Genomic DNA, 19864 nt, shown 5'->3' with positions numbered 1-19864 from the left:
TCCCGATCCTTACGAAACACGGACGTCGGGCCCGGGAGGCGGACGCGCCCCGGCATGCCGGCGGCCCCGGTGCGAGACTCGTTGCGTGACCACCGCAGCAGCTCAGAACGCCGCCCGCCGGGTCCTCGTCGTGGATGACGATCCGACCGTCGCCGAGATCGTCGCCGGGTACCTCGACCGTGCCGGGTTCGCCGTGGACCGGGCGGCCGACGGCCCCTCCGCCGTGGCCCGCGCCGCCGCCGCACGACCTGACCTGGTGGTGCTCGACCTGATGCTGCCCGGCCTCGACGGCCTTGAGGTGTGCCGCAGGATCCGCGAACAGGGACCGGTACCGGTGGTCATGCTGACCGCCCGCGGTGACGAGGACGACCGGATCCTCGGCTTGGAGGTCGGCGCGGACGACTACGTCACCAAACCGTTCAGCCCGCGTGAGCTGGTGCTGCGCGTGGAGTCCGTGCTGCGCCGCGCCGGAACCCCGGCGGCGCCCGGCCCCTGGCTGCGCTCCGGCCCGCTCGCCCTCGACCCGGCGGCCCGCCGGGCCACCCGCGACGGTGTCGAACTCGCGCTGACCATCCGCGAGTTCGACCTGCTCGCCTTCTTCCTGCGGCACCCGGGCCGGGTGGTGGGGCGCGAGGAGCTGATGCACCGCGTGTGGGGCTGGGAGTTCGGCGATCTGTCGACGGTGACGGTGCATGTGCGCCGCCTGCGCGAAAAGGTCGAGGAGGACCCGGCCCGCCCCAAGTTGATCAGCACCGTCTGGGGTGTCGGTTACCGGTTCGACCCGCCAGGGGAAGGCGCGGGCGCGGCGGGGGCTTCGGACGGGGCGGCGGATGCGGGCGGATACCCGGGCTCGGGTGGGGCTGCGATCTCGGGTGAGCCCGGCTCCCCGGGCGGCGCCTCGGCCGCGGGTGGGAGCGCGGCCTCGGGCGGATCGGCGGGCGAGGCGGTGGCTGATGCATGACTTGTTGCTGATCGCGGCGTACGCCGCGGCGGGCGCTGCCGTCGCGGGCCTGCTCGGCGCGTTCGCCCTACGGCTGCTGCGCAACCGGTCGGTCGCGCTGGCGCTGGCCGTCGTCCCCGCCGTGTCGGTGGCCGCGATGCTGGCCGGGACGCTGTCGGTGGCGTGGGCGATGTTCCTGTCCTCGCACGACCTGCGGGTCATCATCCTGGTCTGCGCCATGGCCGCCGTTGTCTCCCTCACGGTGGCCCTGCTGCTGGGGCGCCGGGTGGTGGCGGGCAGCAGGGCGCTGACCTCGGCCACCCGGGCACTGGGCGACGGCGCCGGATTCACCCCGTTCACGGCACCGGAAGGTGCGCCGACCGCCGAACTCGCCGAACTGGGCCGAGAACTGGCGGCCACCAGCGCCAAACTCGCCGCGTCGCGGGAGCGCGAGCGCGCGCTGGAAGCCTCGCGGCGCGAACTGGTGGCCTGGATCTCGCACGATCTACGGACCCCGCTGGCCGGGCTGCGCGCGATGGCGGAGGCCTTGGAGGACGGTATCGCCGAGGACCCCATGCGGTACCACGCGCAGATCCGCGCCGAGGTGGAACGGCTGAGCGCGATGGTGGGCGACCTGTTCGAACTCTCCCGCATCCAGGCGGGCGCACTGCCGCTGTCACCGTCCCGCATCTCGGTGTACGACCTGGTGGGCGATGCCATCGCGGGCGCGGACCCGCTGGCGCGCGAGCACGGTGTACGGCTGGTCGGCCACGGCGTCGAACCGGTGCCGGTGGAGGTCGACGGCCGCGAAATGACCCGTGTTCTGGCGAACCTGCTGGTCAACGCGATCCACCGGACCCCGGCCGACGGTACGGTCGCGGTGGCCGCGCGCCGGGAGGCCAACTCGGTGGTGCTGTCGGTCACCGACGGCTGCGGCGGTATCCCGCCGGAGGACCTGTCTCGGGTCTTCGACACCGGGTGGCGCGGCACGGGTGCCAGAACGCCTCCGGCCGGGGCCGGACTGGGACTCGCCATCGTCCGCGGCATCGTGGAAGCCCACCACGGCTACGCCGCCGTTCGCAATGTCCCCGGCGGCTGCCGCTTCGACGTCGTGCTACCGGCAGCGCCGAACTAGGGCCCTTCTGGTGGGCCTTGGCCACCCAAGACGTCATGGTGGCGGCTGCCGCCTGACCGCCGATCCGCGCAGTCGCGGTTGCTCGCCGTTGCCGCGGAATCCTGTTCCCGCCGCAATGGCGAGCATCCCCGCGGGGCGGACCGGCGGTCCGGCCAACCTCACGTGCCGGACCGGCGGTCCCGCGCGCCGTCAGGACGCGCCGCGCAGGGGCGCGCTCGCGAACTCCGCCATGCCCTCGGCGAAGCCGATCGTCGCCGACCAGCCCAGTTCGTCGCGGATCCGGCGCGAGGACGCGGTGATGTGCCGGACGTCGCCCAGGCGGTACTCGCCCGTCACCACGGGTGCCGGGCCGCCGTGCCGTGCGGCGAGCGCGGTGGCCATCTCCCCCACGGTGTGCGGTGTTCCGCTGCCGACGTTGTACGCCCGCAGAACGCCGGGCGCCGCCACGGATCCCAACGCGGCGACGTTCGCCGCGGCCACATCCCGTACATGGACGAAGTCGCGTCGCTGGCCGCCGTCTTCGAAGACCCGCGGGCTCTCGCCCCTCGCCAGTGCGGAGCGGAACAGTGCGGCCACCCCCGCATAAGGCGTGTCGCGCGGCATCCCGGGGCCGTACACGTTGTGGTAGCGCAGCGACACCGCCGTGCCGTCGGTCGCCCGGGCCCACGCCGCCGCCAGATGCTCTTGGGCGAGCTTCGTCGTCGCATAGACGTTGCGCGGATCGACCGGGGCGTCCTCGTCGACGTACCCGGGGTCCAACGGTTCGCCGCAGTGCGGGCACCGCGGCTCGAATCGCCCGGCGTCCAGGTCGGCTACGTGGCGCGGACCGGGCCGAACCGTACCGTGCCGCGCGCAGTCGTACCGTCCCTCGCCGTACACCACCATCGAGCCCGCCAGCACCAACCGGCGTACCGTGCCACGGGCCATGGCCGCCAGGAGCACCGCCGTACCGAGGTCGTTGCAGCTCACGTAGTCAGGTGCGTCGCCGAAGTCCTTGCCGAGTCCGACCATCGCCGCTTGATGGCAGACGGCGTCGACTCCGCGCAGCGCCTCCTCGACGGCGGCCGGGTCACGTACATCGGCGCGGACGAAGTCGACGTCGGGAGCGATGTCCGGCGGAACGGTGTGCGCGGCGGGCAGCAGCGCGTCGAGAACGCGCACGCCGTGCCCGTCCTTCGCGAGCGCGGTGGCGATGTGCGAGCCGATGAAGCCCGCGCCTCCGGTGACAAGTACCAGCATGGACCGACCGTACGGGCCGTCCGGCGCCGCTGGTGGCGGCGCGGCCGGTACGTCAGCGATTCGTAAGGTCGCCCGGCTCCGTTCGCCTGCTCAACTCATCGCAGGGCCCGTGCTTCCCGCTGCCGTCATACCCGCAGCTCCAGCGTCGGTACGGACGGCGGTATGAACCCGAAAGCCTGTCCGTACAGGGAGAGTTCGGCTTCCAGGCAGCTGACGATGGTCTCCTGGCGCCGGAATCCATGTCCCTCTCCCTCGAAGGTGAGGTACGCGTGCGGGATGCCGCGCCCCGCGAGCGCCGCCAGGAACCGTTCGCACTGCGCGGGCGGACAGATGACGTCGTCCAGCCCCTGCAGCAGTAGGAAGGGGGCTCGTATCCGATCGGCATGGCTGACCGGAGAGCGGTCCCGGTAGCGCTCAGGGACCTTGCCGATCGGGCCGACCAGCGATTCCAGGTACTGGGACTCGAAGTCATGCGTCTCACCCCCCGCAGACCATCCGGTCAGGTCCAGTACCGGAAAGCTGATCGCACCGCATGCGAAGGTGGAGCCCGCGGTGAGCGCGGCGGCGGCGGTCCACCCGCCCGCGCTGCCGCCGCGGATCGCCAGCCGTGCCGGATCCGCCGTACCCTCCGCGACCAGCGCCTCGGCGACCGCCGCGCAGTCCTCGACGTCGACCACACCCCACTGTTCACGCAACCGGTTGCGGTACGCGCGCCCGTATCCGGTGGATCCGCCGTAGTTGACCTCCGCGATGCCGATGCCCCGCGAGGTGAAGTAGGCGATCTCCAGGTCGAGTACGAGCGGAGCCCGGCTGGTGGGCCCGCCATGGACCCAGATCACGTACGGCGGCAGTTCGCCGTCCGGTGCGGCGAACCCGGGGTTGTGCGGCGGGTAGAGATGGGCGTGGATCTCCCGGCCGTCCGGTCCGGTGAAGGTGCGCTCGACAGGGGCGGGCAGGTGGCCTGGGTCCACGACGTCGATGTGCTGGGCGGCGACCGCACGGGCGCAGCCGGTGCGGGTGTCGAGTTCGACGATCTCGTATCCGGTCGTGGCGCCGGCCGCGATGCCGACAACCCGCGTGCCGCTCACGGCGAGGGCGGCGTCCCATTCGCTCCATCTTCCCGGGACGTCGGCGAGTTCCCCCGTGGTGGCGTCCAGGACACCGAGGCGCTGCGCTCCTCGGCCGTGGATGACGGCGATCAGTCCGTTGTCCAGCGGGGCGAACCATCGCTGACCGGTACGCCACACCGGGCCGGCGAACTCCTCCTGCCGAGCGCAGAGGTTGACCGCCTGGCCGGTGGCCGGGTCGACCCGGTGGATGTTCCACCAGCCAGTGCGGTCGGTGGCGGCCAGCAGCGTGTTGTCCTGCGCCCATTCGACCTGCGCGACCGACTCGTCGGGGCCGCCGAGGAGGGTGCGCGCCCCGGAGAACCCGCCGTCGGCCACCTCCGCGATCCGCACCTCCGTGCCGTCCCACGGCATCCGCGGGTGGTCCCAGGCGATCCAGGCGGCGCGCCGCCCGTCCGGCGACAGCCGGGGCCCGGTGACGAACCGGTGGGTGTCGTCGCAGAGTTCACGTATCCGACCCCGGTCCTCGGCCGCCGACCCGTCCAGCGGAACCGCGGCCACACACCTTCGGACATCCGTGGGACGCTCCCCGGTGAACTCCTCCAGCACGCACCAGACTTCACCGCGCTCGGGATGCACCTGCGGATCCGCCCAGCGCAGCCCACCACCGACCGGCGAGGCCGGTGTCAGGGGGCGCGGCCGGCTCCCGACCACATCGGGCTCGTAGCAGAACAGCCGCTGGTCCGCGAAGTGCACGAAGACGATCAACGGGCCCTGGCCGTGCGGCCCGCGGTCGGCTCCGGCCCAGGGGAGACCGCCGTACTCCATGACGCGGCTGCGGACGTTCCACGGGGCGGGCAGCACGGACCCCTCGGTGCCGTCCACGCGTCGGCGCATCAGCGTGCGGCGCCCGTCCTCGGCGGGGCGCGGCGCGGTCCACCACAGCTCGTCGCCGACGATGCCGACGAACTCGGGTCGGCCGTCGTGGGATGCGGCCGTCATCGCGTCGATCGGTGATTCCCAGGTGCCGTACGGGGCGGTGCGGACCGTCATGTCTGGCATCTCCTAACGGCTCAGGAAGCGGTCGAGGACACGGACACCGAAGCGCAGGGCCTCCACGGGTACCCGTTCGTCAACGCCGTGGAAGAGCGCCCCGTAGTCGAAGCCGGGCGGTAGCTTGAGGGGCGAGAATCCGTAGCCGGTGATGCCGAGTCGGGAGAACTGCTTGGCGTCCGTGCCACCGGTCATGCAGTACGGCACCACATACGCACCCGGGTCGAAGTGCAGCAGCGCCTCACGCATCGCGGCGAATGTCGGTGAGTCCACCGGTGCCTCCAGTGGCACCTGCCGGTGATAGAACTCCCATTCCACCGCGTCACCGGTGAGCCGGTCCAGGGTGTGGGTGAACTCCTCCTCGCCACCGGGCACTGTCCGGCCGTCCACATAAGCCGTCGCACTGCCCGGGATCACATTGACCTTGTAACCGGCCGACATCATGGTCGGGTTGGCGCTGTTGCGCAGTGTCGACTCCACAAGGCCGGCGGCCGGGCCGAGTTCGGACAGCAACTCCTCCACGTGGTGCGCGAGGTCGCCGGGCGATGTGGTGTCGAGATCGGTGTCAAGGCCGTGCAGAGCGGCGAGTTCGACCAGTGCCGCCCGTACGGTGGGGGTGAGCCGTAGCGGCCATTGGTGGTCGCCGATGCGGGCGACGGCCGCGGACAGTGTGCTGACGGCGTTGTTCGGATTGGCTTTGGAGCCGTGCCCGGCCGTGCCGTTCGCGGTGAGCTTGATCCACGCGGTGCCGCGCTCCCCCGCCGCGACCGGGTAGATCCTCAGGTCGCCCGCACCGTGGAAGGTGAACGCGCCGCATTCGCCGATGCCTTCGGTGCACCCGTCGAAGAGATCGGCGTGCTGCCGCGTGAGGTAGTCGGCGCCGTAGGCGGCGCTGTCCTCTTCGTCAGCGGTGAAGGCGAGCACGATGTCTCGTCGTGGCCGGCGTCCTTGGCGCGCCCAGGCCCGGACCGTGGCGAGCACCATCGCGTCCGTGTTCTTCATGTCGATGGCGCCACGGCCCCAGACGACGTCGTCCAGGACCTCGCCGGAGAACGGGTGTACGGTCCAGTCGGCGGGCTCCGCGGGCACCACGTCCAGGTGGCCGTGGACCAGTAGCGCCTCGGCGCCGGGGTCCGTGCCTTCGATGCGGGCCACCACGTTGGTCCGGCCAGGCGCGGATTCCAGGACCCGGGGTTCGATGCCCGCGTCGGCCAGCTTCTCGGCGACGTATTCGGCGGCGGGCCGTTCGGTGCAGTCGCCGCCGCCGCGGTTGGTGGTGTCGATTCTGATCAGGTCCGAGGTGAAGCGGACCACTTCGTCGAGGGAGACCGCGTCGTCCTGGGCCGTCTCCACCACGCTCGCGAGCGTTGTCTCAGCCATACTGCTCCTCCACCGCCGCCGAGACGAGTGTGGTCACGGCCTTGAAGCATCTGATGCCTTCGTACATGGTCGCCGCGGTGTACCGGACACGTCGCTCGCCACACCGTTCGACCGACGGCACGACGGACGCGGCCCCGACCAGGTGCGCGGCGTCGAACTCCACCTCCACGGTGAACGGACCGTCCTGCACCGGCTCGTGCCGCACCGCCAGCGCCGTCGCCTGTTTGGCCGCCGCTCTGATGTCCGCCGCGGTGCGCGCCGGTGGCCGGCACACAGCGGCGTACCGCGACACGTAATCCTTCACTCCGACGGTGTAGGCGTCCGGCGCGTAGGTGTGTGCGTCGAGGGCGGTGCGGTCGTCGCCGGTGACCAGGACGACGGGTACCCCGTATTCGGCGACGACCAGCGCGTTGAGCCGTCCCTCGCTGGCCGGTTGGCCGTTCACCCACACTCCGGTGATGGAGTTGGCGAGGTAGGTGTGTGCCAGGACTCCCTCGGTGCCCGCGCCGGTGTGGTAGCCGACGAACGCGATGCCGTCGGGTCTTTGGTGGCCGTCGTACTGCACGCCCTCGACCATCGACAGGTCCTTGTGACGCCCCGTGAGCATCTGAGCCCGCTCGTCGAGTTGCTCGAGAAGGAGATTGCGCATGGTCCAGTGGGCCTCGTTGACGAGGACCTCGTCGGCGCCGCCGTCATAGAAACCGGCGATCGCCGCGTTCACATCGGAGGTGAACATGTGGCGGCACCGCTGCCACTGCTCGGTGCCCGGCAGCACGTCGGCGGGCCAGGTGACGCCGGTGGCGCCTTCCATGTCCGCGGAGATCAGAATTCTCATGGCTCGGACGGTACGCGTCGCCCGGCACCACGCACCAGGCCCGTGGATAACTACAGAGGTCTAGACCTCTGTAGTTATCCACAGGCCTGGCGGCAATGCTTCAGCCGCCGGAGACTCGATGGCATGACATCACTCTCCGCGACCTACAACCAGCCATTGCGCAGGAAGATCGATGCGCGAACCGTCCGGGCGGTACTCCGTCATCACCAACTCGATCCGCCCCTGCGCAAGCACCGAAAGCCCGGCGCCGCACAGCAGTTCGGGTACGACGGCGTCATCGACCTCGCCCGGCGTCAGCCCGTGCGAGAAGACGCTGGCCAGCTTCGGCGGCGGCCCGCCCTCGGCGATCTCCCTCAGCACCGTCTTCGCCGCCGACAACAGCCCTACGACGAACGCCCGTCCCCGCTCACCGGTCAGCTTCGCCACGGCCTCGGCGACCGCCGGGCGCGCCGCCGCCTCGCACTGATGGATCACCCCGCGCATGTGCACGTTCGCGGTGCCCAATTCGGCGTGCAGCCGCTCGACGGCTGCCGTGTCGGAGGCGTCCAACTGCCGGAATTCCGCCATGCCGTCGGGATCGGCCCGACATGCGTAGTCGACCTCGGCCGCCGCGAAGTCAACGCCGTACGCGCGTCCGAAGTGCTTCGCGAGGTAGCGGGTCTGGGTGCCACTGCCGCAGCCGAGGTCCACTGCCGGGAGTGGAGCCGCGTCGAGGTACGGAGAGAGCAGTTCCAGATGCGGCTCGGCGCTCAGCGCGGAATCGCAGTCCCAGATCGCCGCTCCCGGAATGACGGGGGTGTCCCGCCAGAAGCCCTCCCACGCCTCCAAATAGCCGCTCGATACGCCCATATGAACTCACGGGGATCCGACGGACGGACAGTGAGCTGCTCCCGCTGGGGCGGCGTGCGGTGATCCATGGTCCGCGGGACTCCCTGCCGTTGCGGTCGCGGCCGCACGGCCGTCCTCCGCCACGGTGCAGGATCTGCGGAGCCGATGCGGCCGTACGGCCAGGGCGAGGCCGCGTGGGTGCGAAGCGAGAATCCGGCGCACGCCAGCGCAAGTCACCCGGTACCGCGGTCTGGGCGGAGTGCGTGTTAGCGTCCCGTACTTGGTACGGCATCTGGGGAAAGACCGGGAGCAAACACCCATGAGCACGCTCGAACCGGCCCCTCGCGCCGCGCTTGTGCCACGCCTGCCCACCGCGTCGTGGCTGAGGCATCCCGTGGTGGCGGCGGTGCTGCTGGCAGGCGTGCTCCATGCGGTGTGGGCGTTGTTCCTGGCCGCCGAGGGTGGCGACCTGGCCGCGCAGTACGCCTGGACCGAGTTCGCGCAGCGCAACCCCGACTCCGCGTACAACCTGTCGTGGTACGGCGGAATGCATCCCGTCTCGTACAGCGTGCTGACGCCCTACCTGATGGCGTTCGCGGGGGTCCGTACGACGGCCATGATCGTGGGCACCCTCTCCGCCGCGGTCCTCGCGCACCTGCTGATCCGCTCGGGGGTTCGGCGACCGCTGGTGCCCGCGTTGTGGGGCGCCTTCTCACTGTGGTGCGACACGGCCTCGGGACGGGTGACGTTCGCCGTCGGGGTGCTCTTCGGTCTGGCGGCCGCCTGGGTCTCCTACGAGACATGGGGCAACCGGACCGTGCGCGGCGGGACGGCGGCGGCGTTGGGCGCACTGGCGACACTTTCCAGTCCGGTGGCCGGGCTGTTCGTGGAAGTGGTGGCGGCGGCGCTGTTCCTGACCGGACGGCGTAGGGACGGCTGTGCCATAGCGGCCGGGCCGGTGCTGGTGGTCGCCACGACAACGCTGCTGTTCCCCTTCTACGGGGTGCAGCCGTTTTCGTGGGGTGGGGCACTGCTGCCCGTCCTGGTCGCCGGACCGCTGGCGCTGTTCGCTCCCCGGTCCTGGCGCCCGGTGCGGGTCGGCGCGGCGGTCTATGTGCTGGGGGTCGCGCTGACCCTGGCGATCCCGTCGCCGGTCGGCAGCAACGTGGTGCGCCTCGCGCTGCTGTTCGGCGGGCCACTGCTGCTGGCCGCCGTGGCGGCCACCGGCAAGGTGGACACCAAGAGGGCGCTCGCGTTGGGGCTCGCCTTCGCCGTCGCCATGGTCTGGCAGATCTTCAAGCCGGTGCAGGACCTGCTCGCCACCGCGCCCGCGGCGGGCTGGTCCGGCTACTCCCAACCGCTGATCACCGAGTTGGACCGGTTGGGCGCGGACCGTGGACGGGTTGAGGCGGTCGCGGCGCAGACCCACTGGGAGGCGGCGGGCCTGGCTCCGTACGTCAACCTCGCGCGCGGCTGGAACCGGCAGGTTGACGTGGAGCGGAACCCGCTCTTCTACCGCGGCACCCTCACGCCCGGGGCCTACCACGAATGGCTGCGGCACTGGGGCGTCAGCCTGGTGGTGCTGCCGAACGCCCAGCCGGACGGCGCCTCGGTCGCGGAGGCGCGCATTGTCGCCGCCGGGCAGCCGTGGCTGCGGCCGGTCTGGCGCGACGAGCACTGGCAGGTCTTCCGCGTCACCGATGCGTTGCCGCTGGCCGACGCCCCCGCGCAGGTGGTGCGGGCATCGGAGGGCGAGTTGTCGCTACAGGTCCCGAAGGCGGGCCCGGTCCTGGTGCGGGTGACCTGGTCGCCATGGCTCGGGGTACTGGGGGGTGGTCGTGGCTGCCTGGAACAGGACGGCGAGTGGACACGGCTGCGGGCGGCCGAGCCGGGGGTGTTCCGGATCGGCGCGCGCTATCAACTGCCGCGCGGGACAGCGTGCGGGACGGTCGCCGGGTCACACTGAGCGGGGGTCACACTGAGCGAGGGCAGGGGCGGGGCGTAACCGCCGCCTCCGCTCGACCCGCCTGCGGGCGATAGGCCGTTCAGTCCTCGTGGCCCAGTTGCAGATCGCGTTCCGTACGGCCGCCGCCCGCGACCTGGAGGACGGTGGCCACCGGCGGGTAGCCCGCGGCGATCACGGTGTACGAACCGGCCGCGAGGTCGACGAAGCGGAACACACCGTCGGTGCCGGTGGTGACCGAGTCGACGACGTTGCCCGCCGCGTCCAGCAGGGTGACCCGCGCTTCCTCCACCGGCCGGCCGCCGGGTGCGCGGACGGTGCCGCGCAGGACCGCGCCGCCCGCCAACTCCACGTCCTGGCGGGTCTCCCGGGCCGCCTGGACGGAGACCGGCAGTGCCGCGGGACGGAACGCGGGAGCGCTCGCGGCCAGCGTGTACTCGCCCGCGATGAGCTCGGTGAGGACGTAGCCGCCCTCGCGTCCGCTGCGGGTGCTGGCCACCACCTCCCCGCGTACGTCCGTCAACGTCACGATCGCGTCCCGCACCGGCGTGCCGTCGGCGGTCAGCACCGCGCCTGCCAGCCGCCCGGCGCCGCCGAGCACCACGTCGAGGTCGACCGGGCGCTCCCCTACCGTGACACTGACCGCCTGCGGCTGATGGCCGCCCGCCGCCGCGATGAGCACATAGCTGCCGTTGCCCGGTGTGCTGAGCGCGTACCGCCCGTCCTCACCGGTGGCGCCGCGGCCGATCTGCCGGCCGGAGGCGTCGATGAGGGTGAGGGCCGCGCGGGCCACCGTGGTGCCGTCGGAGTGCTGGACCGTGCCGCACACGGGTACGCCCGCGCCGATGCCGGACCGTGCCTCGGGGATGAGCGACTGCGCACCGGTTGCCGGGCCGTTCTGGGTCACCGGGGTTCTCTCCTTGAGCAGAAGGGCGAGCAGGAAACCGGAGACGAGCACCGGCACCAGGTACAGGTAGATCCGCGGCATGGCTTCCGCGTAGGCCCGCACATAGCCGTCCCGCAGCGGTGCGGGCAACGCGTGCACCAGCTGCGGGGTGATCGAGTCCGGGTCGGGCAGCCGCGCCGGGTGCGGCAGTCGGGCGGCGAGGCGGGCGGCGAGCCGGTGGGCGAAGAGCGTGCCGAAGACGGCCGCGCCCAGCGAACCGCCGATCTGCCGGAAGTAGTTGTTGGCGGAGGTTCCGGTACCCAGGTCGGCGGGCCGGACGGTGTTCTGCACGGCCAGTACGAGCACCGGCAGACACAGTCCGATGCCCACGCCCAGCAGGGCCATCCAACCGCTGTACACCGCGCGGGGCGTGCCGGCGTCAAGCCGGGACAGCAGCCATGTGCCGACCGCGGCGAGCGCGCAGCCGAGGACCGGGTACGGCTTGTAGTGGCCGGTGCGGCTGATGAGTTGACCGGAGATGATGGAGGCCACCACCACACCGCCCGTCATCGGCAGCGTCAGCAGCCCTGACCGGGTGGCGGATGCCCCGTCGACCATCTGCAGGAAGGTCGGCAGATAGGTGGCGGCGCCGAACAGCGCGACACCGACGACCGCGCCGACGAGTCCGCAGATGGTGAAGACCCGGTCCCGGAACAGCCACAGCGGGATGATGGGGTCGACCGCGAACCGCTCCACGACCAGGAGGAGAACGGTGGCGGCGAGCGCGCCCGCGCCGAGGCCGACGACCACGTCCGACCGCCACGCGTACCGGGTACCGCCCCAACTCGTCAGCAGTACAAGGCAGGTGGAGATGGCGACGAGCAGCAGTGCGCCGAGCACGTCCAGTCGCGGGCGCGCGGTGGGCTTCGGCAACTTGAGCACCGAGGCGATCACCAGGAGAGTGATCAGGCCGAAGGGCACGTTGACGTAGAAGCACCAGCGCCATGAGGTGTGGTCGGTGAAGCAGCCGCCGAGCGGCGGGCCCGCGACCGAGGCCAGTCCGAACGCGGCGCTGATCAGACCCATGTAGCGGCCGCGCCGTCGCGGCGGCACGATGTCCGCCATGATCGCCTGGACGCCGATCATGAGACCGCCGCCGCCGATTCCCTGCACCGCGCGGAAGACGATCAGCTCGTTCATCGAGTGCGACCAGCCCGCCAGAGCCGAGCCCATGACGAACGTGACGATCGCGAACTGGAAGACCGGCTTGCGGCCGAAGAGATCGCCGAGCTTGCCGTAGATCGGCAGTCCCACCGTGGAGGCCAGCAGATACGCGGTCACCACCCACGACATGTGGCCCAGGCCGTGCAACTCGCCGACGATCTTGGGGAGTGCGGTCGCCACGATGGTCTGGTCGAGGGCGGCGAGCAGCAGGGTGAGCATCAGCCCGAAGAAGACCGTCCGCACCCGGCCCGGGCTGAGTTCCACCGCTGGGGCGGGCGGCTCATCCGTACCGTGCGTGCGGCCCTCGTGGGCGGGCTCTGCGGGTTCGGCCCGGTGCGAGGGCTCGACCCCGTACATCTGGCGCGGAGCGGGGGCGCCCTGATGCGGCACGGGCGATGCCGTATCAGGGTCCGCCGCCACCCAACCCGCCGTCGCCGGCCACTCGGCACCCTGACCTGGCCCCGCGTTGTCGGCCCTGTCGACAGGCCCCGCGCCGTCGGCCGTCTCGGCCTGCCCGGCGCTTTCGGCCCGTCCGGCCTGCTTGGCCAGTGCGGTCCCGCCCACTGTTGCTCCCCTCGTCACCCTGCGCGGGCCATTTCTCGCATTACGCGACAGGAATGAGCAAGCGCGACCTTTCGCCGCTCAGTCCGAGGGAAGGGCGGTCAACTACCGCCGAAGTAAGCGCACTTGGCACCCCATCAGGGAATTTCCCACTAAGCGGCGCGCGCCGAGCACGCGCCCCCCTTGCCGTTAAATCCACTCGATTCAGTGAATACGGCCGGTGCCTAGTTTCGCCGTGTCCTACTTCTCGACGTGCGCGGCGAGATTGGCCAGGACCTGCTCGTGGATACGGTTGAGCCCCTTGGGCGCGAAGGTCCGCTCGAAGAAGCCTCCGACACCCGTGGCGCCGGTCCAGGTCGTCTGGACGACCACCTTGGCCTTGCCCTCCCCGGCCGGGGTCACGGTCCAGGTGGTGACCATGGTCGAGTTGCGGTCCTTCTCCACCAGCTGCCCGGGCGTCGGCTCGCTGACGTCGAGCAGGCAGTCCCGCACCCGCTTGGAGGTGGCCTGCAGCTTCCAGTGCACCAGGGTGCCCGCACCGGCGCCGCCCTCGCGCACCTCGTATTCGCTGAACTGCTCCGGCAGCAGTTGCTGCCGGGCGTGGGCGTAGTCCGCGAGGGTGCCGAACGCCGCCTCGGGCGTGGCGGCGACGACTCGCTCAGTGGTGGCCTCGACCTGTGCCATCTGTCCGTCCTCCGGTTTGTGTTCCGGGTGCGCTGCCCCGGAAATCCGCTCACTTGCTGACTTAGGGCAGAAGCCAACCACCGCAGGCCCACCGAACCGAAATCGGGGCCGCATCCAGCCCGCATCGACGGCGGTCGGATCCGGCTTCCGGATTCCGCTCGCACACATATTCGCTCACGTGTTCTATTCTGGGCATCGGGGGGACCGGCGACGCGAGGAGGCAGCAGCATGCGCTGGGACAACCTGGGCCTGAACGGGAGCACACCCGCGCTCTTCGGCTCCGAGGTCGTGTCGCGGACGTTCGACACTCCGGAGTTCCGCGGCATCACCTTCCACGAGATACGGGCCCGCACGATCATCAACCGGGTACCCGGCGCGTCCCGGATGCCGTTCGAGTGGACCGTCAACCCCTACCGCGGCTGCAGTCACGCCTGCGTCTACTGCTTCGCCCGCAACACCCACAGCTATCTCGACCTCGACACCGGTCATGACTTCGACTCGCAGATCGTGGTGAAGGTCAACGCCCCCGAGCTGCTGCGCCGCGAGCTGGCCGCACCCCGCTGGCGCGGCGAACACATCGCCATGGGCACCAACGTCGACTGTTACCAGCGGGCCGAGGGCCGCTACCGGCTGATGCCGGGCATCATCAGCGCGCTGCGTGACCGGGCCAACCCGTTCTCGATCCTCACCAAGGGCTCGCTGATCCTGCGCGATCTGGAACTTCTGGGGCAGGCGGCGCGGGTCACCGAGGTGGCCACCGCCGTCTCGGTCGGGTTCACCGACCGGCAGCTGTGGCGCGACGTGGAGCCGGGTACGCCGGCCCCGGACAAGCGCCTGGAGGTGTGCCGGACGCTCAATGAACACGGAATCCCGTGTGCCGTACTGATGGCCCCGGTCCTGCCGTTCCTCTCGGACTCCCCCGACCGGTTGCGCGAGACGGTGCGCGCCATCGCCGCCGCCGGGGCGACGTCCGTCACGCCACTGGTCCTGCATCTGCGGCCGGGCGCCCGCGAGTGGTACATGGCATGGCTCGCCGAACGCCATCCCCACCTGGTCCGGCGCTACACAACGATGTACGCGGAGGGCGCATACGCCCCGAAGTGGTACCAGCGCCGCATCACCCGCCAAGTCCAAGAGCTGGCCGACGAGTTCGGCATCGGCCCGTCCCGCGCGGGTGCGGCCCGACGCCTTCAGTCGGCGGCGGCCGAGGCGGCGGTTCCGGCCGGGCCGACACAGCTGACGCTGCTGTGAGCGGGCCGGGCGACCCTCCGAGCTCGCTCATCTGAACGCGGCGCAATTCACATGGGCAAGCCCCTGGCGCGTAGGTTACTGGCGAGTTACTCTCCACCCAACGAGATTCGTGCACCGCCGACCGCGGTGTCACGGCTCTCGCGCATGGCGGCCTGGTGACGCAGCCTCCGTGCGCACAGCACCACCGCACCATCGCGGTTCTCGTCGGTTCGGCATCGCGGCGCGGCCCCGGGACAGGGCCCGCCACCCGTTCCACGGATACCCCTGTGCCCGCTGCCTGGGCGCGTGGATGTCCGCGGGGCGCCTCAACTCCTCCGCGGTACACGTGTGTTCGCTGACACGGGCGCGGTCAACCCCTCAGTCGTCACGCCCCGCTTGCCTTGTGGGGCACATCCCCTGGAGTTTCGCGATGGACCGTCCGTCCACCCCGTCCCCCTCCGCCTTGCGCACCGTCGCCGTCGTCGGCCTCGGCACCATGGGCTCCGGTATCGCCGAGGTCCTGGTCCGCGCCGGACACGAGGTCATCGGCATCGAGCGGTGCGAGCAGGCCGCCGTTGCCGCGACCACGGCCCTTGAGCACTCCACCGAGCGGGCCGTCGAGCGCGGCAAGCTCACCCCGGCCGAACGCGGTGAGGCACTGGCCCGGTTCCGTACCTTCACCGACCTGCACGCCGCCGCCGACGCCGACCTGGTCATCGAGGTCGTGCCGGAGAACTACGACCTCAAGCGCGAGGTCTTCACCGCCCTCGACGCCATCGTCAAGCCGGAAGCGATCCTGACCACCGGCACCAACGCGCTGTCGGTGACCCGGCTGGCGGCCGAGACCTCGCGCCCCGAGCAGGTGTTGGGGCTGCACTTCTTCGCCCCCGCGCAGGCGATGAAGCTGGTCGAGGTGGTCTCCACGGTGCTCACCGCGCCCGAGGCGACGGCGCAGGTGACCGCACTCGTGCGCAGCCTCGGCAAGGAGGCGGTCCCGGTCGGCGACCGGCCCGGGTTCATCGCCGACGGACTGCTGTTCGGCTACCTCAACCAGGCCGCCGCCATGTACGAGGCACGGTATGCGACACGTGAGGACATCGACGCGGCGATGCGGCTGGGCTGCGGGCTGCCGATGGGTCCGCTGGCGCTGCTGGACCTGATCGGCATCGACACCGCGAAGACCGTGCTGGAGGCGATGTACTCGGCCTCGCGCGACCGGCTGCACGCACCGGCACCGATCCTGGGCCAGCTCGCCGCGGCGGGCCTCACCGGCCGCAAGGCCGGGCGCGGCTTCTACACCTACGCCTCGCCCGGCAGCCACGAGGTGGTCACCGACCCGCAGACCCCGGGCGACTCCAGCCAGCAGGTCGCCGGCCGTACGGTGCGCTCGGTCGGTGTGGCAGGGTCCGGCACCATGGCGACCGGCATCGCGGAGGTCTTCGCCAAGGCCGGGTACGAGGTCGTACTGGCCGCCCGCAGCCAGGAGAAGGCCGACGCCGCCGTCGCCCGTATCGCCAAGTCCCTTGCCCGCTCGGTGGATCGGGGCCGTCTGGCGGCCGCGGACCGGGACGCGGCGCTGGCCAGGATCACCCCGGCGGGGTCGCTTGACGCCTTCGCCGAGGTCGACCTGGCGGTGGAGGCCATCGCCGAGGAACTCGCCCTGAAGCGGCAGCTGTTCGAGACCTTCGACAAGGTCTGCCGACCGGGCGCGGTCCTGGCGACCACCACGTCCTCACTGCCGGTGGTGGAGATCGCGGCCGCCACCCGTCGCCCGCAGGACGTCATCGGGATGCACTTCTTCAACCCGGCCCCGGCGATGAAGCTCGTCGAGGTGGTGCGGACGGTGCTCACCGCCGACGACGTGCGGGCCACGGTGCACGAGGTGTGCGGCGTCATCCGCAAGCACCCGGTGGACTGCGGCGACCGGGCCGGGTTCATCGTCAACGCCCTGCTGTTCCCGTACCTGAACAACGCGGTGAAGATGGTTCAGGAGCACTACGCGAGTGTTGACGCCATCGACACCGCGATGAAGCTGGGCGGCGGGTACCCGATGGGGCCGTTCGAGCTGCTGGACGTCGTCGGCCTGGATGTGTCGCTGGCCATCGAGCGGGTGCTGCACCGGGAGTTCCGCGACCCGGGGCTCGCTCCGGCTCCGCTGCTGGAGAACCTGGTCTCCGCGGGCTGCCTCGGCCGGAAGACCGGCCGCGGCTTCCGCGAATATGCGAGGGCCTGACGACACGACGGGGTGGGCCGGGGTCTTCCCCGGCCTGGCCTCCGGCGCCGGCCGAGCTGGGGTGCCGGGCGCACCGCCTGCCGAAATGCAGTACGTTCCCCACATGTCCCAGCCGCGCTCAACTGCCCGAACCACCGCACAGCGGCACCGCGTGCGCCAGGAACTGGCCACGGCCGCGATGCACCTCTTCTCGACGAAGGGATACGAGGCCACCACGGTCGATGAGATCGCCGCGGCGGCGGGGGTGGCCCGGCGCACCTTCTTCCGCCACTTCCGCTCCAAGGAAGAGGCGATCTTCCCCGACCACGACGACACCCTGGTCCGCGTGCAGGCGGTACTCGACAGCGCCGAGCAGGGCGAGCATCCGCTGGACACGGTGTGCCGCGGCATTACCGAAGTACTGCGGATGTACGCCGAGTCGCCCGAGGTGTCCGTCGAGCGCTACCGGCTGACCCGGGAGGTCCCCGCGCTGCGCGAGCACGAGATCGCGTCGGTCGCCCGCTATGACCGGTTGTTCACCCGTTACCTGCTGGGCCACTTCGACGAGGCGGCGCACCGCGCGGGCGATGACGATCCGCTGCTGGCCGAGGTGGCCGCGTCGGCGGTGGTCGCCGCGCACAACCACGTGCTGCGGCGCTGGCTGCGGGCGGGCGGCAAGGGCGATGTGGAGGCACAGCTGAACCATGCCTTCGACGTGATCAGGGAGACCTTCGGCACCGGCATGGGGGTCGGCCGCACCGAGCCGGCGGCGAAGGCCGCGCCCGCGGTACGCGAGAGCCGGGCGGGCGGGGTGGTGGTGGCGGTGGCCCGTACCGACGCCTCCCCCGCCGAGGTGCTGCGGGCCATCGAAAAGGCCCTGGAAACCGACGAACCTCCCACCGGGGCCTGACCCGCACACCCGGCACGACCTGCGTCAACACGGCCGCACCCGGTTTCGGGTGCGGCCGTGTTGCGTTGGCGTGAAACTCGTCCGAAATTGTTGGCACGCAGTGTCTTTACGAGTGGCACCCCGTGCCATAACCTAGGCCCTGTCCGGGCGGGCGGCGTGCAGCGACCCTTCGCACGCCGCCTGTCCCCAAGCGCCCGGACGCCTGCGTCACAGGCTCCCCCGGACCCCGTCCGGGGCACTCCCAGCGCGCCACCGCGCGCTCGCCGTAGCACCGCCGAACCGACGGCACACCGAGACCCCAGCGTTCCCTCAAGCGTCCCCAAAACGCTTCGCCGGAGGCCCCAAGTGAACGACATCCTCGACGCGATCCTCGCGTCGACCGCATCCGACAGCGGCTCCCCCGCCGTCACCGCCGCCGATTTCGCGGCTCTGCCGTTGCCTGAGTCGTACCGTGCCGTCACCGTGCACAAGGACGAGGCCGAGATGTTCTCCGGCCTGACCACCCGCGAGAAGGACCCGCGCAAGTCCCTCCACCTCGACGAGGTGCCGGTGCCCGAACTCGGCCCCGGCGAGGCCCTGGTGGCCGTCATGGCCAGCTCGGTCAACTACAACTCGGTCTGGACCTCCATCTTCGAGCCGGTCTCGACCTTCGCCTTCCTCGAGCGGTACGGGAAGCTGTCACCGCTGACCGCGCGGCACGACCTGCCGTACCACATCATCGGCTCCGACCTGGCGGGCGTCGTGCTGCGCACCGGGCCCGGGGTCAACGCCTGGCGCCCGGGTGACGAGGTCGTCGCGCACTGCCTGTCCGTCGAGCTGGAGTCGGCCGACGGCCACAACGACACGATGCTCGACCCCGAGCAGCGCATCTGGGGCTTCGAGACCAACTTCGGCGGCCTGGCCGAGATCGCCCTGGTCAAGTCCAACCAGCTGATGCCCAAGCCGAAGCATCTGACGTGGGAGGAGGCCGCGTCCCCCGGACTGGTCAACTCCACCGCGTACCGCCAGCTCGTCTCGCGCAACGGCGCGGGCATGAAGCAGGGCGACAACGTGCTCATCTGGGGCGCCAGCGGCGGGCTCGGCAGCTACGCGACACAGTTCGCGCTGGCCGGCGGCGCAAACCCGATCTGCGTGGTCTCCTCACCGCAGAAGGCGGAGATCTGCCGCTCGATGGGCGCCGAGGCGATCATCGACCGCAACGCCGAGGGCTACAAGTTCTGGAAGGACGAGCACAACCAGGACCCGCGCGAGTGGAAGCGGCTCGGCAAGCGGATCCGCGAGCTGACCGGCGGCGAGGACGTGGACATCGTCTTCGAGCACCCGGGCCGGGAGACCTTCGGTGCGTCGGTCTACGTCACCCGCAAGGGCGGCACCATCGTCACCTGCGCCTCGACCTCCGGCTACCACCACGAGTACGACAACCGCTACCTGTGGATGTCGCTCAAGCGCATCGTCGGCTCCCACTTCGCCAACTACCGCGAGGCCTGGGAGGCCAACCGCCTGGTAGCCAAGGGCAAGATCCACCCGACGCTGTCCAAGACGTACAGCCTGGAGGAGACCGGTCAGGCCGCGTACGACGTGCACCGCAACCTCCACCAGGGCAAGGTCGGCGTGCTCGCGCTCGCTCCGCAGGAGGGCCTGGGCGTGCGCGACCCCGAGCTGCGCGCCGAGCACATCGACGCCATCAACCGCTTCCGGAACATCTGAGAGACGGCAC

Annotated in this window: 14 protein-coding genes; 7 read left to right on the top strand and 7 right to left on the bottom strand. The window is 71.1% G+C overall.

The window, feature by feature from the left end; all coding sequences use genetic code 11:
* The first annotated feature begins 85 nt into the window (after nt 1-85).
* The gene (locus P2L57_RS21435) at nt 86-961 is read left to right on the top strand and encodes a response regulator transcription factor (RefSeq protein WP_275816958.1); all 876 of its coding nucleotides are present in this window, start codon (nt 86-88) and stop codon (nt 959-961) included.
* The gene (locus P2L57_RS21430; protein ID WP_275816956.1) at nt 954-2075 is read left to right on the top strand and encodes a sensor histidine kinase; all 1122 of its coding nucleotides are present in this window, start codon (nt 954-956) and stop codon (nt 2073-2075) included. Before P2L57_RS21435 ends, P2L57_RS21430 begins: the two co-directional genes overlap by 8 nt.
* Before the next feature lie 189 nt (nt 2076-2264).
* Here the strand turns inward: P2L57_RS21430 and P2L57_RS21425 are convergent, their stop codons facing one another.
* The 5 genes from P2L57_RS21425 to P2L57_RS21405 all read right to left on the bottom strand — a co-directional run bounded on the left by P2L57_RS21425 (nt 2265) and on the right by P2L57_RS21405 (nt 8498).
* Nucleotides 2265-3314 (bottom strand): NAD-dependent epimerase/dehydratase family protein, encoded by a 1050-nt coding sequence (locus P2L57_RS21425; RefSeq protein WP_275816953.1) that lies wholly within the window; start codon nt 3312-3314, stop codon nt 2265-2267.
* Between the two features lie 125 nt (nt 3315-3439).
* On the bottom strand, nt 3440-5434 hold the full coding sequence (locus P2L57_RS21420) for a prolyl oligopeptidase family serine peptidase (RefSeq protein ID WP_275816951.1): 1995 nt from the start codon (nt 5432-5434) through the stop codon (nt 3440-3442).
* 12 nt (nt 5435-5446) lie between these two features.
* Nucleotides 5447-6814 (bottom strand): M20/M25/M40 family metallo-hydrolase, encoded by a 1368-nt coding sequence (locus P2L57_RS21415; RefSeq protein WP_275816949.1) that lies wholly within the window; start codon nt 6812-6814, stop codon nt 5447-5449.
* Nucleotides 6807-7649, bottom strand: a complete 843-nt coding sequence (locus tag P2L57_RS21410; protein ID WP_275816947.1) for a M55 family metallopeptidase — start codon at nt 7647-7649, stop codon at nt 6807-6809. Before P2L57_RS21410 ends, P2L57_RS21415 begins: the two co-directional genes overlap by 8 nt.
* Nucleotides 7650-7778: 129 nt before the next feature.
* Nucleotides 7779-8498: a methyltransferase domain-containing protein gene (locus P2L57_RS21405; protein ID WP_275816945.1), complete on the bottom strand. Its 720-nt coding sequence runs from the start codon at nt 8496-8498 to the stop codon at nt 7779-7781.
* 298 nt (nt 8499-8796) lie between these two features.
* On the opposite strand from P2L57_RS21405, the gene P2L57_RS21400 reads away from it, so the two are divergent.
* Nucleotides 8797-10443: a DUF8823 domain-containing protein gene (locus tag P2L57_RS21400; RefSeq protein WP_275816943.1), complete on the top strand. Its 1647-nt coding sequence runs from the start codon at nt 8797-8799 to the stop codon at nt 10441-10443.
* Nucleotides 10444-10522: 79 nt separating this feature from the next.
* Here P2L57_RS21400 and P2L57_RS21395 read toward each other — a convergent pair whose 3' ends face one another.
* Complete coding sequence (locus P2L57_RS21395) at nt 10523-12907, bottom strand: MFS transporter (protein WP_275817175.1); 2385 nt, start codon at nt 12905-12907, stop codon at nt 10523-10525.
* Nucleotides 12908-13351: 444 nt separating this feature from the next.
* A complete protein-coding gene (locus P2L57_RS21390) occupies nt 13352-13795 on the bottom strand; it encodes an SRPBCC family protein (protein WP_275816941.1) in 444 nt (147 codons plus the stop codon).
* A gap of 228 nt (nt 13796-14023) precedes the next feature.
* Here P2L57_RS21390 and P2L57_RS21385 point away from each other — a divergent pair, with 228 nt between their 5' ends.
* The 4 genes from P2L57_RS21385 to ccrA all read left to right on the top strand — a co-directional run bounded on the left by P2L57_RS21385 (nt 14024) and on the right by ccrA (nt 19854).
* Entirely contained in the window at nt 14024-15046 is a 1023-nt protein-coding gene (locus tag P2L57_RS21385) for an Rv2578c family radical SAM protein (protein ID WP_275816939.1), read from the top strand.
* Nucleotides 15047-15455: 409 nt separating this feature from the next.
* Nucleotides 15456-17258, top strand: a complete 1803-nt coding sequence (locus P2L57_RS21380; protein WP_275816937.1) for a 3-hydroxyacyl-CoA dehydrogenase family protein — start codon at nt 15456-15458, stop codon at nt 17256-17258.
* 85 nt (nt 17259-17343) lie between these two features.
* Nucleotides 17344-18147, top strand: coding sequence for a TetR family transcriptional regulator (locus tag P2L57_RS21375; protein WP_372515831.1), 804 nt, complete (start codon nt 17344-17346; stop codon nt 18145-18147).
* A 345-nt stretch (nt 18148-18492) separates the two neighbouring features.
* The gene (gene ccrA, locus P2L57_RS21370) at nt 18493-19854 is read left to right on the top strand and encodes a crotonyl-CoA carboxylase/reductase (RefSeq protein ID WP_372515830.1); all 1362 of its coding nucleotides are present in this window, start codon (nt 18493-18495) and stop codon (nt 19852-19854) included.
* The last annotated feature ends 10 nt before the right edge of the window (nt 19855-19864 follow it).

Origin of the sequence: Streptantibioticus ferralitis (assembly GCF_029223525.1) — a bacterium.
GTDB lineage: Bacteria > Actinomycetota > Actinomycetes > Streptomycetales > Streptomycetaceae > Streptantibioticus_A > Streptantibioticus_A ferralitis.
The sequence above is the reverse complement of the archived record's forward strand: the minus strand, read 5'-3'. Positions and strand labels throughout refer to the sequence as shown.